Source organism: Pseudomonas matsuisoli (assembly GCF_014647635.1).
Classification (GTDB): Bacteria; Pseudomonadota; Gammaproteobacteria; order Pseudomonadales; family Pseudomonadaceae; genus Pseudomonas_P; species Pseudomonas_P matsuisoli.
The window spans coordinates 471,494-487,544 of sequence record NZ_BMPO01000002.1 but is presented as its reverse complement, the minus strand read 5'-3'; the positions used below and the strand labels follow the sequence as shown (position 1 = coordinate 487,544).

General features: G+C 63.7%; 6 protein-coding genes. All 6 read left to right on the top strand.

Going from position 1 to position 16,051, the window contains the following annotated elements:
- Window positions 1-34: 34 nt before the first annotated feature.
- Genes IEY47_RS20725 through IEY47_RS05550 form a run of 6 tightly spaced genes read left to right on the top strand, consistent with a single transcriptional unit; the run spans window position 35 to window position 16,019 of the window.
- Complete coding sequence (locus IEY47_RS20725) at window positions 35-1,396, top strand: salicylate synthase (RefSeq protein WP_268240434.1); 1,362 nt, start codon at window positions 35-37, stop codon at window positions 1,394-1,396.
- On the top strand, window positions 1,393-11,148 hold the full coding sequence (locus tag IEY47_RS05570; protein WP_188982159.1) for a non-ribosomal peptide synthetase: 9,756 nt from the start codon (window positions 1,393-1,395) through the stop codon (window positions 11,146-11,148). Before IEY47_RS20725 ends, IEY47_RS05570 begins: the two co-directional genes overlap by 4 nt.
- Entirely contained in the window at window positions 11,145-12,116 is a 972-nt protein-coding gene (locus IEY47_RS05565) for an alpha/beta fold hydrolase (protein ID WP_188982158.1), read from the top strand. Before IEY47_RS05570 ends, IEY47_RS05565 begins: the two co-directional genes overlap by 4 nt.
- Window positions 12,117-12,118: 2 nt before the next feature.
- Window positions 12,119-13,261, top strand: a complete 1,143-nt coding sequence (locus tag IEY47_RS05560) for a saccharopine dehydrogenase NADP-binding domain-containing protein (protein WP_188982157.1) — start codon at window positions 12,119-12,121, stop codon at window positions 13,259-13,261.
- Window positions 13,258-15,162 carry a saccharopine dehydrogenase NADP-binding domain-containing protein gene (locus IEY47_RS05555; protein ID WP_188982156.1) on the top strand — a complete coding sequence of 635 codons (1,905 nt, stop codon included), beginning with the start codon at window positions 13,258-13,260 and terminating at the stop codon, window positions 15,160-15,162. Before IEY47_RS05560 ends, IEY47_RS05555 begins: the two co-directional genes overlap by 4 nt.
- 20 nt (window positions 15,163-15,182) lie before the next feature.
- A complete protein-coding gene (locus IEY47_RS05550) occupies window positions 15,183-16,019 on the top strand; it encodes a class I SAM-dependent methyltransferase (protein WP_188982155.1) in 837 nt (278 codons plus the stop codon).
- Window positions 16,020-16,051: the final 32 nt, after the last annotated feature.

The following is a 16,051-nucleotide window of genomic DNA, read 5'->3' as shown; positions in this document are numbered from 1 at the left end:
CACGCGTTCGGTTTTCAGGGAGCAACGACAAACCATCGCGTCCACTCCCATCGAGCTGGCGACCGCACTGGTGCGTGCATCCACCGATACGGAATACGTCATCTACGAGCGTGGCGGCGAATGGCTTGTCGCGCTTGGCCGGTTGGCCACGGTGCGGGCTTCGGCGTCCCAGGTGACGCTGGTGCAAAACAGCGAAACGCGCCATTGGGATGGTCCGGATATCGCCGCGAATGTGGCCCGTGCACTGGGTGCGATGAGTGTCGATGGCTGGCGTGCCTATGGTTCCACGATGTTCGAGCTGGCCGATCATTTCCATGGCGCCGGCGCGGCGACCGGTGAAACGTTGCTGGAGCTGGTCGTGCCCCGGCTGGAGGTTCGCCTTCGCGCAGGCGATGTCGTCTTGCGGGGCACAGAGAGCTCCGAACTGGAAAAGCTGGTTCGGCAGATCAGCGAACTCGACCGAGTCCAAAGTCGGGGTGTCGATGAGCGACCCGCCGTCCGCACGCTCGACATGGCCGCAACCATTGCCGAGCACGACGCCGACCGTTACCGGCAGAACGTCTCCCGCGCCGTGGAAGACATTCGTATCGGCCGATACGAGAAGGTCATTCTGTCCCGGCGTGTCCCCGTGCCGCAGCCGGTGGATATGCTGCAAACCTATCTGCACGGTCGCCGCCACAACACTCCAGCGCGATCGTTTCTGGTCAACCGGCCTAGCTTGCAGATGCTTGGTTTCAGCCCGGAAACGGTGGTCGAAGTGAGCGCGAAGGGCGAGGTCAGCACTCAGCCGCTGGCCGGAACGCGGGCGCTCGGTCGTACCCCGGAAGAGCAATATCGCCTGCGTCGGCAGTTGGAAACCGACGTCAAGGAAATCGCCGAGCATGCGGTCTCGGTAAGGTTGGCGGTCGAGGAGCTGAAGCCCATCTGTGCGGTGGATTCTGTCCGAGTCACTGAATTCATGGGCGTCAGCGAGCGGGGATCGGTGCAGCACCTGGCCTCGCGTGTACGTGGTCGGCTCATGGACGGTGCGTCAGCATGGCAGGCGTTCGAAGCATTGTTCCCCGCGGTGACTGCGTCCGGCATTCCGAAACGGCAGGCCATCGAGGCCATTCACCAATACGAAGGCCGCGCGCGAGGCCCTTACAGCGGTAGTGTGCTGATGGTGGACAGCGACGGCGAGATGGACGCCGCGTTGGTCCTGCGCTCGCTGTTCCGCCAGGGCGACGACACCTGGTTGCAGGCCGGTGCGGGCATCGTGGCCCAGTCGACTCCCGAGCGTGAGCTTGAGGAAACACGGGAGAAACTGAGCAGCCTGTCAGGCTTCCTCGTCGCGGAGACTGAGGTACCCGTCGAGGCAAAGAAGCATCGCGCGGTTGTGGGAGGGGGCGTCCAGTGAGTGCTCCTCTTCGCACCGAACCGTCCATGCCGCTAACCCGGGACGACGTCGTGACGCGCCTTCGGGCTCTGGCTGATCTGCCCGACGGCCCAATCCCGGACAACGCGAATCTGATCTCCCTCGGGTTGGATTCACTGGCGGTCATGCGGCTGGCGAGCCATTGGCGGCGATTGGGCGCGCCCGTCAGCTTCGCGAGCCTGATCGAGCAACCGACGCTGGGCGCCTGGTGGACGCAATTGTCTGCGGTGTCGGCCGAGCCGTCTCCGGAGCCCGAGTCAGAGGCAATCACCGATTTCGATCTTGCGGCGCCATTCCCCCTGACCGAGGTACAGCACGCCTACTGGATCGGCCGGCAGGACGGCCAGTCACTCGGCGGCGTGGGTTGCCATGCGTATCTGGAACTGGACGGGCAGGGTGTCGAGGTTCAGCGCCTCACGCGCGCCTGGCAGCTGCTGCGCGAACATCACGGCATGCTGCGAGCACGCTTTACCGATGACGGCGAACAGCTGATCGAAGCCGAGACACGTCCGCAGGCGATTTCCCTGCATGATCTTCGTGGGATGGCAGCGGCAGACGCCAGATGCGCACTCGACAAGGTACGGGACCGTCTTTCCCATCGCCGGCTAGAGGTCGAGCGAGGGACGGTCATGACATTGGAATTGAGCCTGCTGGACGAAGGCCGTACGCGGCTGCACCTGAACCTCGACTTGCTGGTCGCCGATGTGCAGAGCCTGAACATCATCCTGCGGGACCTCGCCACGGTGTACGAGGAGGGTGATACCCGCTCCTTACGTGCACCGTCGAGCTGGCATTTCGGTCGCTATCTGGCCGATGCGCGGGAGCGCCGCAGGGATGATGAAGCGCGTGCCAAAGCCTACTGGCAGGAGCGGCTGAACACGCTGCCCGGTGCGCCTGGCCTGCCATTGAGCCCCGATGCTGACCTGACGCAACGTCCCACGTTCAAGCGCCGGCGTTATCTGTTGCCGCCCGATGCCTGGCGTGCGTTGCGCGACAGTGCCGCGGCTCACGCGGCGACGCCCGCGAACGTCCTGCTGGCCGCCTATGCCGAAGTTATCGCCTACTGGAGCAGCCAGCCGCGCTTCCTGCTGAATATCCCGCTGTTCGACCGGGAGACGGCGAGTTCGAGCGTCGAGGACGTGGTCGCAGACTTCACCAACCTGCTGTTGCTGGAGTGTGATTTCAGCGAGGCATTGCCGTTCGACCAACGCCTGCGTCAGGTTCAGAGCCGGCTGCATGCGGACGTGGCTCATGCGAGCTATTCGGGCGTGAGTGTGCAGCGCGATCTGGCCCGGCAGGGGCTCACCGATGGTATGGCTGCACCGGTGGTGTTCGCCTGCAACCTCGGCACGCCGCTGACAGATGAACGTACGCGTCGAGTGCTCGGTTGCCTGAACGAAATGATTTCGCAGACGCCACAAGTCTGGCTCGACCATCAGGTCTACGAGCAGGACGACGGTTTGCTGCTGGTATGGGATGCCGTGGACAACCTGTTCCCGGCCGAGATGGTCGACGACATGTTCGCGGCCTACACCGGGTTGATCGACTGGCTGGTCGGGCAGGCCGGCGAGTGGAGTGTCCTTCCCAAGAGCCTGCTGCCGGCAGCGCAGCGCATCGCGCGGACCTGCGTCAACGACACCGCCCATTCCAGCCGTCCCTGCATGTTGCACGAGCCGCTGTTCGATCAGGCTGATCTGCGAGCGGATCAAGTGGCGCTCATCGACGGCGACGATGTGCTCAGCTACGGCGATCTGTTGATGGCGTCCCGGCGGGTAGCGGGTTACCTCGTCACGCTTGGTCTTAAGCCTGGTACGCCAGTGGCCGTCAGCCTGCCGCGTGGGGTCGATCAGGTGATTGCGGTGCTTGGTGTGTTGGCGGCGGGTGGTTGCTATGTTCCGGTCGGCCTGCGTCAGCCGCCGAGCCGGCGCGCGAAGATTCATCGCACAGCCGGAATCGAGTTCGCCCTGTGCAGCCGCGAGCAGCGCCCTGAGCAGGCCGATGAGGACGGCGTTCGGCTGATCGATCTGGAGCAGGCGCTGGATCATTCGCCGCTAACGACTCCTGTTGAGGTCGACCCTGCTTCGCCGGCCTACATCATCTTCACGTCCGGTTCGACCGGCGAGCCCAAAGGCGTACAGATCGCCCATCGAGCCGCGGCGAACACGATAGACGACATAAACCGTCGATTCCGTATCGATGACAGAAGCCGTGGGCTTGCCGTCTCCGCGCTGGATTTCGATCTGTCGGTCTACGACCTGTTCGGCATCCTCGGTGCGGGTGGCTCGCTGGTGCTGATCGACGATGCCCAGCAGCGCGATGCAGCGGCCTGGGTCGAGCTGGTGCAACGTCATCAGGTGACGGTCTGGAACTCCGTTCCGGTGTTATTGGACATGCTGCTGGTGGCCAACGAGGGAAATCCACTGCCGCTGCAACAGGTGCTGCTGTCGGGCGACTGGATCGGCCTGGACCTTCCGGCGCGTCTGGATGCGTGCAGTGAGGCGCGGTTGTTCGCGCTGGGCGGCGCGACCGAGGCTTCCATCTGGTCGAACTTCATCGAAGTCGAGCATCCCATTCCAGAGGACTGGACCTCGATCCCCTACGGCCAACCGCTGACCAACCAGCAGTACCGTGTAGTCGATGGTCAAGGTCGGGATTGTCCGGACTGGGTAGCCGGCGAACTCTGGATCGGTGGCAGCGGTGTTGCCGACGGTTATCGCGGTGCGCCGACGCTCACCGCCGAACGTTTCGTCGAGCACGATGGCGTGCGTTGGTACCGTACTGGCGACCGTGGCCGCTATTGGGCAGACGGCACGCTGGAGTTTCTTGGTCGGCAGGACCATCAGGTCAAGGTACGCGGCCATCGCATCGAGCTGGGCGAGATCGAAACCGCGCTTAAAGCGCAGCCCGGCGTCGAGCATGCCGTGGTCGTCACCGTCGGCAAGCCGGCGAGCCTGGCCGCAGCGTTGGTGATAACGCCGGTGCCGGACGACACGACGGCTCGTATCGCCGCACTCCGGCAAACCCTTGGGCAGGCGTTGCCGGAGTACATGGTCCCGAGCCACATAGTGCTGCTGGACGCGCTGCCCTTGAGCGCCAACGGCAAGGTGGATCGAGGGGCGCTGGTACACCTGCTTAGCGAGCAGCATCGCGTGTCTGAAACCTTCGAAGCGCCGGAGGGTGAGGTAGAGCAGAAGGTAGCGGCATTGTGGTCGCGCTTGCTGGGCGTGGACCGAGTGGGGCGGCGGCAACGCTTCTTCGAGCTGGGTGGCGACAGCCTGCTGGCCACTCAGGTGATCGCCGAGTTGAAGGCGCAAGGGTTAGGTTCGTCGCAAGGGCTGCGTCTGCTTTTTGCCAAACCCGTGTTGGCCGATTTCGCGGCCGAGCTCCAGGCGATCGCTACGCAGGAAACCACAGCACAGGTACGGCCGGATCTGGCCAACCGTCACGAACCCTTTCCGCTGACCGAAGTGCAGCGCGCCTATTGGGTCGGCCAATCCACTGGTTTGCCGCTGAGCTGTGGCACTCATTATCTGGTTGAGCTGGATGGGGACGACGTCGACCTTCCACGTCTTGAACAAGCCTGGAATCGCCTGATCGCGCATCACGAAATGCTGCGCGCGGTGGTGGGCGAAGACGGGCAACAACGCATCCGTGAGACGGTGCCAGCATCACGTATCCGCGTCGACGAGCAACCGCTCGCTGACGCCACGACCGCGCAGCACATCCTGCATGAAGCCTGGGCACACGAGCGCGGTGAGGACGAACTGCCGCATCGACTACGGGCAGTGCGCTATGCGGGAAATCGCTGCCGGATTGGCGTGTTCTTCGACTACATGATGCTGGATGGTTTCAGCATCAAGCGGGTGCTGGACGAGCTCGCGAACCTTTACACCGCACCGGATCAAACGCTGCCGGAACTAGGCCTGTCATTCCGTGACTACGTCTGCCAAGTCGCGCCGAATGAAGCCGCGGTGCAACGGGCGAGCGACTATTGGACTGAACGTCTGCCTACGCTGCCGCCAGCAGCGGAACTGCCTCTGGCGAAGGATCCACAGACGTTGCCAGTGGCGCATTTCTCCCGGCGTCAGGCGGAACTGACCGCGCCACAGTGGCAACGTCTGCGAGCGCTGGCGAGTGCCCAGGACGTCACGCCTTCGGTCCTGCTGTTGACGGTATATGCCGTTGTGCTCAGTCGCTGGAACGGCGGGCGCGCCCATACGCTGAACATGACCCTGTTCGATCGCCAACCGGTCCACCCGGACATCAATCGTGTGCTCGGCGATTTTACCTCACTGGCGCCGGTCGTATTCCAACCGCGCAACGACGATGATCTTCGCCAAATGACCCGCGCCATGCAGCAGGAGGTCGCGGACGCACTCGAGCATCGCGAGCGCTCATCTATATGGGTACAGCGGGCACTGGGGCGCGCCGATGCGGGGGCAAACGTAGCGCTGCCGGTGGTGTTCACCAGCACGCTTGGCCTGGGTGGTGGGCTGTTCGAAACGGTGGCTCCGGGCTTTCCTGCGTTGGTGGCCGGCGGTCTATCAGAAACGCCCCAGGTGTGGCTCGACCACCAGCTCTATGAGTACCAAGGCCGGCTGATCCTGACTTGGGACGCCGTGGATGAGCTCTTCCCTGACGGCTTGCTGGATGACCTGTTCGACACGTACCAACGGCGTTTGCATGCCCTGTGCGACAGCGCTGATGGCGTGACCGTGGATGCCGGTTTGCCCGATGAGCAGGCGCGGGTTCGCCAGCGCGTCAATACGACGGCCGCGCCAGATCGACCGCGTGCGCTTGCTGCGGACGTGTTCGATCGTGCAACGGTGGAGCCGGATTGTTTGGCGTTGATCGCTGGCGAAGCCTCGATCAGCTTTGGCGAACTCGCCGACCGAGCGTTACGCGTAGGAGGGTATCTGCACGCGCAAGGAGTAACGACCGGCATGCCGGTCGCCGTCAGCTTGCCGCGTGGGGTCGATCAGGTCGTCGCTGTGCTTGGCGTATTGGCAGCAGGTGGTTGCTATGTACCTGTTGGCTTGCGTCAGCCACCGAGCCGGCGCGCGAAGATTCACCGTACGGCGGGAATCCGGTTCGCCCTGTGTGGCCGTAGGCAGCGTCGCGAACTGGCGGATGATGATGGCGTGCGGCTGATCGATCTGGAGCAGGCGCTGGATCATCCTCCGTTGGCCGCTCCTGTTCCGGTCGATCCATCCACACCGGCGTATGTGATCTTCACCTCCGGCTCCACCGGCGAGCCCAAAGGCGTGCAGATCGCGCATCAGGCTGCCGTGAACACGGTCGACGATATCAACCGGCGCTTCGGCATCGGTGCCGAAAGCCGAGGGCTGGCGGTCTCCGCGTTGGACTTCGACCTGTCGGTCTACGACCTCTTCGGCATCCTCGGAGCGGGCGGCTCGTTGGTGCTGATCGACGATGCGCAACAACGCGATGCAGCGGCTTGGGTCGATCTGGTGCAACGCCATGGGGTGACGGTCTGGAACTCCGTGCCGGTGCTGCTGGACATGCTGCTGGTGGCTAACGAGGGACGGAGCTTGCCGCTGCAGCAGGTGTTGCTGTCGGGTGACTGGATTGGCCTGGATCTTCCGGCACGCCTGGATGCCTGCGGCGAGGCTAGGTTGTTTGCATTGGGCGGCGCGACCGAAGCCTCCATCTGGTCGAACTTTATCGAAGTGGAGCATCCGATCCCGTCCGAGTGGACCTCGATTCCTTACGGCCAACCGCTGACTAATCAGCAATACCGCGTGGTCGATGCCCACGGTCACGACTGTCCGGACTGGGTCGCGGGTGAACTCTGGATCGGGGGCCGTGGCATTGCCGACGGTTATCGCGGTGCGCCCGCGCTCTCCGCCGAACGCTTCGTCGAACGCGATGGCGTGCGTTGGTATCGCACCGGCGACCGTGGCCGTTACTGGGCAGACGGTACGCTGGAATTCCTCGGGCGTCAGGATCATCAGGTCAAGGTGCGCGGCCACCGTATCGAACTGGGCGAGATCGAGACGGCGCTGAAGGCGCAGCCCAGCGTCGAGCATGCGGTGGTCGTCACCGTCGGCAAGCCGGCGAGCCTGGCTGCTGCGCTGGTGGTCGCACCGGCGCCGGAGAATGCATCTGCGTTTCTCGCTGAGCTGAAACGCACGCTCGAGCTGGCATTGCCGGACTACATGGTGCCGAGCGATCTCATGCTTCTGGATGCATTGCCGCTCAGCGCCAATGGCAAGGTCGATCGTGGACTGCTGGCTCGGGAGTTGGGCGAGCAACGTGCAATCCCTGAAACGTTCGAGGCGCCGGAAGGCGAGCGCGAGCAACAGGTGGCATCGTTGTGGTCGCGTCTATTGGGGCTCGAACGCGTAGGGCGCCAGCAACGCTTCTTCGAACTGGGCGGCGACAGCCTGTTAGCGACTCAAGTCATCGCGGAGCTGAAGGCCCAGGGTTTGGGCGCCCCGCAAGGCCTGCGGTTGTTGTTCGCCAAACCGGCACTGGCAGATTTCGCTGCCGAGTTGGAGGTGATCGCGGCGAGCGATGCCACGCCACAGGTGCGGCCGAATCCTGCGAATCGTCACGAGCCTTTCCCGCTGACGGAAGTGCAGCGGGCCTACTGGGTCGGCCAGTCCACTGGCTTGCCGCTGAGTTGTGGCACCCATTATCTGGTGGAACTGGACGGCGAAAGGGTCGATCTGCCTCGCCTGGAGCGAGCGCTGAATCGCCTCGTTGGACGCCATGACATGCTGCGCGTGGTGGTCGGTCCGGACCGTCAGCAGCGGGTGCTGAATTCGGCAGAACCCTGCCGTATCGATCTGGACGCCGCGCCGGCGCTCGACGCGCAAGACGCCCATGAGCGTCTTCGGCATGCGTGGAGCCGGCATCGCACCGTGTTGCAGCAGGGGCCGGTTCTCGTACTCAAGGCCATCCGTTATGGGCAGCAGCGTTGCCGGTTGGGGCTGTTCCTCAACTATCTGGCTTTGGACGGCTACAGCATCAAGCGTCTGCTAAACGAATTGGCCCTGATCTATGGCGACGAGACCTGTGAGCTGCCAGCCATCGAGATCGGGTTCCGTGATTACGTCTGCCAGGTAAGCCCCGCGCCGCAGCGCGTGAAGTGTGCCGAGGATTACTGGCGCGGCCGACTCGAAGATCTGCCTCCTGCTGCGGCGTTACCGCTGGCGTGCGATCCGCAGACGCTGCCCCATGTGCGCTTCCGACGCCACAGTGCGCGTCTGGATGCACCGCTATGGCAGGCCATCCGACAGCAGGCGAAGGCTCATGGCATTACACCCTCGGTGGCCGTGCTGGCGGTCTACGCACAGGTGCTGTCGCGCTGGAGTGGCGGCGTGGCGCATACCCTGAACTTGACGCTGTTCGACCGCCAGCCGGTGCATCCTGATATCGATAAGGTACTGGGTGACTTCACTTCCCTGGCACCAGTGGCCTATGCGCCGCAGGTGGATGGCTCTCTGTTGGCGCAGGCACGGACGCTGCAACAGCAGATTGCCGAGGTGCTGGAGTATCGCGAGGTCTCGTCCATCTGGGTACAGCGGGAGCGAGCCAAGCGGGTCGGTGCGGCCGCGGCGGCCTTGCCGGTCGTTTTCACCAGCACGCTCGGCATTGCGGATAGCTTGTTCGATCAGCCACTGCCGCCGGGCTTTCCTGATCTGGTCGCGGACGGCGGCCTGTCGCAGACACCGCAAGTCTGGCTCGACCACCAGATGTACGAGCACCAGGGCGCGCTGCTGTTCTCCTGGGACGCGCTGGAAGAGCTGTTCCCAGCAGGCTTGATCGAGAGCATGTTCGCGAGCTTCGTATCCCGACTGGAGGCCTTGGCAACGAGCGCGTGGGATGCACCGCTGAAGGAGCGTCTGCCGACGCGGCAGGCGGCAGTTCGACAGCAGGTGAATGGGACGATGCAAGCGCTTGAATCTCGGGCGCTGCATGAAACGCTGTTCGTTCAAGGACGGACACAACCTCAACGGGTCGCTTTGATCTCCGAGGATCGGGCGCTACGTTTCGGAGAACTTACCGAACGTGCATTGCGGGTCGCCGGCCACCTTGTTGCACAAGGGGTGGAGGCCGGCACGCCGGTCGCCGTCAGCTTGCCGCGAGGGGTTGATCAGGTCGTCGCGGTGCTTGGTGTACTGGCAGCAGGTGGTTGCTACGTACCTGTTGGCTTGCGTCAGCCGTCAAGCCGCCGGGCGAAGATTCACCGTACGGCGGGAATCGAACTCGCACTGTGTGGCCGCGAGCAATGGCCTGAACTGGCGGATGATGATGGCGTGCGGCTGATCGATCTGGAGCAGGCGCTGGATCATCCACCGCTAGCCGCTCCTGTCTCAGTCGATCCATCCGCACCGGCGTATGTGATCTTCACTTCCGGCTCCACGGGCGAGCCCAAAGGCGTGCAGATCGCGCATCAGGCTGCGGTGAACACGGTCGACGATATCAACCGGCGCTTCGGTATCGGCGCCGAAAGCCGAGGGCTGGCGGTTTCCGCATTGGATTTCGATCTGTCGGTCTACGACATCTTCGGGGTCCTCGGAGCGGGCGGCTCGTTGGTCCTGATCGATGATGCGCAACAGCGCGATGCAGCGGCTTGGGTCGATCTGGTGCAACGCCATCAGGTGACGGTCTGGAATTCCGTTCCGGTGCTGCTGGACATGCTGCTGGTGGCCAACGAAGGACGGTCGCTACCGTTGCGGCAGGTGTTGCTGTCGGGTGACTGGATCGGCCTGGACCTTCCAGCGCGTCTGGATACGTGCGGCGAGGCGCGATTGTTCGCGTTGGGTGGCGCGACCGAAGCGTCCATCTGGTCGAACTTCATCGAAGTGGAGCGTCCGATTCCGACCGAATGGACCTCGATCCCCTACGGCCAACCGCTGACCAATCAGCAGTACCGCGTCGTCGATGCTCATGGTCACGACTGCCCGGACTGGGTCGCGGGTGAACTTTGGATCGGGGGCAGCGGCGTTGCCGATGGTTATCGCGGTGCGCCTGCGCTCACAGCCGAGCGCTTCGTCGAACACGATGGTTCGCGCTGGTATCGCACCGGCGACCGTGGCCGTTACTGGGCAGACGGCACGCTGGAGTTCCTCGGGCGTCAGGATCATCAGGTCAAGGTGCGCGGCCACCGTATCGAGTTGGGCGAAATCGAGACGGCGCTTAAGGCGCAGCCCGGCGTCGAGCATGCGGTGGTCGTCACCGTCGGCAAGCCGGCAAGCCTCGCAGCGGCACTGGTGGTCGCGTCATCGCCAGCAGATGCCGCTGCCTATATCGATGACCTCAAGCAGGCGCTTGGCAATGAGCTGCCGGATTACATGGTTCCGAGTTACCTCTCGTTGTTGGATGGCCTGCCCCTGAGCGCCAACGGCAAGGTGGACCGCGCGCTCGTGTTGCGTGAACTGCAGGAGCAGGGCGCTGGGGCGGTGGTCTCGGCAGCGCCCGCTGCCGGGCTGGAGGCAGAGATTGCGCAGGTCTGGGAGCACGTGCTGGAACGGACCGGCATCGGTCGCGACGACGATTTCTTCGCCATCGGCGGCGACAGCCTGAGTGCCACGCGCATCGTGGTGATCCTGCAGCAGCGACTCGGCAAGGAGCAGCTCTCGCTACGTGTCTTCTACGGCAGCACCCCGACCATTGCAGCGCTTGCGCGGCACGTACAGCAACGCAATCCAGGTGTCGCATCGGCGGCTTCCGACACTTCCCTGTACGAGGAGGGCGTGATTTGAACGGCAATGAAAAAAGCACCATCGACGGCCTGTTGATGCAACTCGATGGCGCCGGTATTCGACTCTGGAGCCAGGACGGATGCTTGCGATTCCGCGGTCCTGTCGGTGCCCTGACCGCGGAACTGCGAACGCAGCTGGAGGGCCGCCGGCAGCAGGTGGTGGATTACCTCGATAAACAGTCCCGACAGCGGGCGTCGGCCTGGTTTCGCGTCTGGCAGCCTCGCCCCGAGGCGCGGATGCGGGTGTTCTGCCTGCCGCATGCCGGAGGTGCTGCGAGCTTTTTCAGGGAGTGGGGCAAGGCGTTGCCCTTCGATGTGGAGGTGGTAACCGTTCAATACCCCGGACGGGAAGAGCGAATCGAAGAGCGCCTGCTCGATGATCTCCAGCTGCTCGTCAGGCAACTGACCGACAGCCTGGAGCGCTTGCCGCATCTGCTGGACCGGCCCTATGTGCTGTTCGGCCACAGCATGGGTGGCGCAGTAGCCCACGAACTTTGCCTGACGTTGCGCGCCCGTGACTGCCCCATGCCTGAGCATCTCGTCGTATCTGCCTGCGAAGCACCCTCACGGCGCAAAGAGGAGCGCTTCCACCTTGCTTCGAACGCCGAGTTGCAAGACGAAATCGTCCGGCTCGGTGGTACCCATGCGGACATCGTGCGGGTGCCCGAACTGGCGGAACTGGTGTTGCCGGTCATTCGCAGCGACTACCGCTTGATCGAAACCTATCGGCCGGATACCTGGCGCACGCCGTTGGAGCTGCCAATCTCGGCCTTTACCGGCGACGAGTATGGCGCGCTGGACCCCGACGATGCTCGAGCCTGGGCCGAAGAAACCAAGGGTGACTTCGTACATCGCGAGTTCAGCGGCGGCCACTTCTATCTGGTGCAGCAGCGGCAGGCTGTGCTCAAGCAGCTGCTACGTCTGGTGCAAGCCGGCGACGCCTCTCATTTACGACCTGGAGCACATTGACCATGAGCGTGACCGATCATGAAAAACCGGTATTGATTCTGGGTGGCCACGGGCGCGTCGGGCAGGTCGTGGTCCGCCATCTGCTGGCTCATAGCGACGTATTCCTGCAAGTGGCGTCGCGGCGCAATCCGGTCATTCCCGATGAGCAGGCTGACCGGGTCCAGGGCATCGCGCTGGATGTGTTCGATGCCAAGGCACTGCATACAGCCGTTGGCCGTGCGCGATTGGTGATTGCCTGTATCGGCCCTTCCGGCGTGATAGGCGATCGTGTCGCCCATGCTTGCTGCGAAGCCGGCGTGCCGTTGGTGGACGCGGGGGGCTATGACCCATTGCTGACGGCACTGGAGGCACGAGAACAAGAGCGGCCAGCATCCGTCCCGTTGCTGATCAGCGTTGGGCTGATGCCCGGTCTCACCGGACTGTTTCCGCGTTACGTGATGGATCGCACGGCGGCGGGACGCGCCATCGAGCGTCTGAGCACTTACTGCATCGGGCGCGACGCCTGGACCTACAACTCGGCTTGGGACATCGTCCACAGCCTCGGGGACTTCGGCCAGGACCGTGGCTTCCCGGTGATCCGCAATGGGCGGCACGAGTCCGTGGGGTTCCTTAAAGCCACTCGCAAAACAGCCTTTGGCGGTGACGCGGGGTCAGTGACCACCATGCTGATGCCATCGGAAGAACTGGCACGACTGGCGCGGCAACTCGCCATCCCGGAAGCCCGTGCCTATGGCAGCAACGTCGGGTCTCGGGCTGCGATGGTCTGCGGGGTGACGAAAATGCTTGGCCTTTATCGCTCCACAGCGGGTATCGAGCGTTCGGCACGCTGGCTGGAAAGAGCGTCCCGCAAGGATCTGCGTCGGCTCGAACCGCTTTACGGGTTGAAGGTCGAGGTGGCCTACGCGGATGGCGCGGAGATCAGCGCCACGCTGCGGGTGACCGACACCTACCTGGCCACCGGCGCGGTGATTGCGATCAGCGCACTCTGCCTGCTCGAAGGCGAGCCGCTTCGCGCGGGTGTGCAGATGCTGCATGAAGCCTTCGACAGCCGACGCTTCATGCGGCTGCTCGATGCCGAGGGCTTGATCACGGTGGACGGTCTTTCGCCGTCGCTTTCCGTTCCCGCGCAGAGGAGCCACGCATGAACCGGCCCGCGGAATTTCAGCCTCGCTCGACCTCGGTACTGGTGATCGGCGGTAGTGGTGAAACCGGCCAACGCATTCTGGGTGCGTTGCAGGCGCGTCATCCAGACTGGACGCTGACGTGTGCCTCCCGGCATGCCGGCCGTGCGCTGGACTTGCCACCGACGATTCGACGCGTCGCGCTGGACGCACAGGATACGAGCGCGCTGGTCAGCCATCTTGAACATCACGATCTCGTTGTGTTGGCGGCTGGGCCAATAGATGTGCTGGGGGCGAGCGTTCATCAGGCTTGCTTGCAGGCTGGAGTGGATTGCGTAGATATCAACGACAGCCTGGAGGCGGCGGATGCCATCTTCGCGCTGCAGGGCGAAGCAGTAGCTCGGCAATGTCGGCTGCTCACCGGCATGGGATTGACGCCAGGGCTTTCTGGCCTGTTGCTGATGAAGCTGGTGCGTGAAGGTGCTTCGACCCTTGGCGTCTATCGCAGTCGTTTCTATGCGGGTGCGGCTTATGGCGGCGGAGCGGCGAGCCCCTACGTGATCCTCGACAGCTTTGCGCGGGAGAAAACGCTGCTGGTCGACGGTGTACGCCAGCAGGGCGAGGTTCCGCCCGGGTCGTTCCATTTTCCGGGTCAGACGAAGTCATTGCCGCTGTTTGCCCATGCGGCTCCGGAGATAGCCGGTCTTGCTGGCGCGTCCAATCGGTCCGAGACAGGTGCGATCCGCACGCTGGATTACCGCTATCACATTCAGTTTCTTTCGCCTGGGATGGCCAATCTTTTCGGTCGTCTGGCGCGCTGGCCAGGTATGCGCGAGCGTCTGGCGAAGATGTTTCACAAAAGCGGCCAGTCGATGAAGCGCCGCAAGGCTGCGGATAGGGATTGCAGCTTGTGGGTATACCCTGACGACCGTCCCGAGGCGGGCTGGGTGCTACACGGTGAAATCTCGTCCTACGACTTCACTGCGCTGAGCGCTTGCGCGGCAGTCGAGCTGTTGTTGGAAAGACACGTGCAAGTCGCGCCAGGCGTGCACGGCATGGAGCAGTTGCCGGCTCCGGCGCACGAGGCCATCGAAGCGAGCCTTCGGCGTTACGGCATTACCGCACGGCGGGCAGACGACCTTGCGCGACCTGATGAGCCGCTGCCTTTCGGCTGGTGTAGCGTGGTGACGGGGGAAGCGGCATCGCTGCGGCATTTCGGCTGCTGCTGGTACGACTGCGAGCCTCATCCGCGTATGGTCGCGCTACAGAAGACCTACCTCACCGACTCTGTCATCTGGGCACGATTACGCGCCGCGCTGCCAGGCGTGCGTTTCGCCGGTTTCGTCGCACGCTTCCTGCGGCGCTGGCGTCAGCATCATCGTGCGCTGGCGAGCTACCGTCGGCGTTATCCCGACCAAGCGGCCAGTTGGTCGCGCATCACCCGAGACGTCAGCATGTTCACTTCCGGCTACAGCCTGGCGCGCGATGTGCTCGGGCAGGCCGAAGCCTTCGCGCTCTACCGGCAGATGTTCCTCGATACGGGGCGCATGGAAATGCGCTGGTTGTGGCCCGCGCCCGAGGTGATGGCGGCCACGAACGACCCGGTGAGGTCGACGCATCAGTACTGGTCAGCGTTCGTCGCACGCTATCAGGCGCTCGGTCTGCTGACGGCGGAAATTTCCGACGACGGCGTCGAGATTCGTCAATGCACCTTCGCCGACATGTTCACCTTGCTCGGCTGCCCCGAACTTTCACTGTTGATGCGCGAAATGGAGGAAGAGGCGCTGCGCCATCTGGGGTCGCAGACGGGCGCCGTCATCGATTGGCACACGGGCGAGGCCGGTCGTGCCGAGGTGCGAATCACCGCAACCCAATCGCCTGTGCTGGAACGCTCGCCCGCCGCTGATGCGGCTCACACGCTCTGACCATAAGGAAAGCTGCCGCCATGTACGCAACCATCGATGACGCCCGGGTCGCACCGAGCCTGAGCGGGGTACCGGAAACCATGTTGTTGACCACCTGGACCCGCTCCGCCTATTCGTCCGGGCCGGACAATCTCCTTCATGATCCGCTGCTGAACGAGTTGGTGAGGCAAATCGACTACGACTTTCGTGGGCGCTTCGGTGCACCCAGCCCGGTCCATGCGATTCGCTCGCGTTATGCGGACGAGCGCATTCGCACGTTTCTGACACAGCATCCAGACGGCACGGTCGTCGTTCTAGGGGAGGGCTTGGAGACGCAGTTCTGGCGGGTGAACGAGGCGAGGGTGCCTTGGTATTCCGTGGATTTGCCCGAATCCATAGCCATCCGCCGTCGGCTGCTGCCCGCAGACCCACAAAACCGGCTGGTGGAATGTTCGGCGCTGGACACCGCCTGGCTCGACCAGATCGCGACCGAGAGCAGCGGCCCGGTTTTTGTCAGCACGGCGGGGCTGCTCATGTACTTCACCGAGGATCAGGTGGTCACGCTGTTGCGTAACATCACCGAGCGTCTGCCCCGGGGCGAAGTATTCTTCGACACCATCCCGCCCTGGTTCTCGCGCAAAACGCTGCGGGGTTGGCATCTGTCTCGGCAGTACACCGCGCCACCCATGCCGTTCGGGCTGGCGCTCGCGGACTTGCCCGAATTGATCGAACGCGTTCCCCGGCTGGAAGTGGTTGCCGCACCGAACTATTCCCAGCCCTATCCGCGTTACATGCGGCTGTTCAACCTGCTGTCACGGATTCCCTACGTCCATAACCACATTGCGCCGGGGCTGATCCATTGCCGCTTTGGCGCGTAAGCGACGCTTTTTGTTGGCGATCTTGCGCGGGA

Coding starts and splice junctions, on each gene's coding strand:
- IEY47_RS05555 (WP_188982156.1), top strand. CDS start 13,258: ATGAACCGGCCCGCGGAATTTCAGCCTCGCTCGACCTCGGTACTGGTG.
- IEY47_RS05550 (WP_188982155.1), top strand. CDS start 15,183: ATGTACGCAACCATCGATGACGCCCGGGTCGCACCGAGCCTGAGCGGG.
- IEY47_RS05560 (WP_188982157.1), top strand. CDS start 12,119: ATGAGCGTGACCGATCATGAAAAACCGGTATTGATTCTGGGTGGCCAC.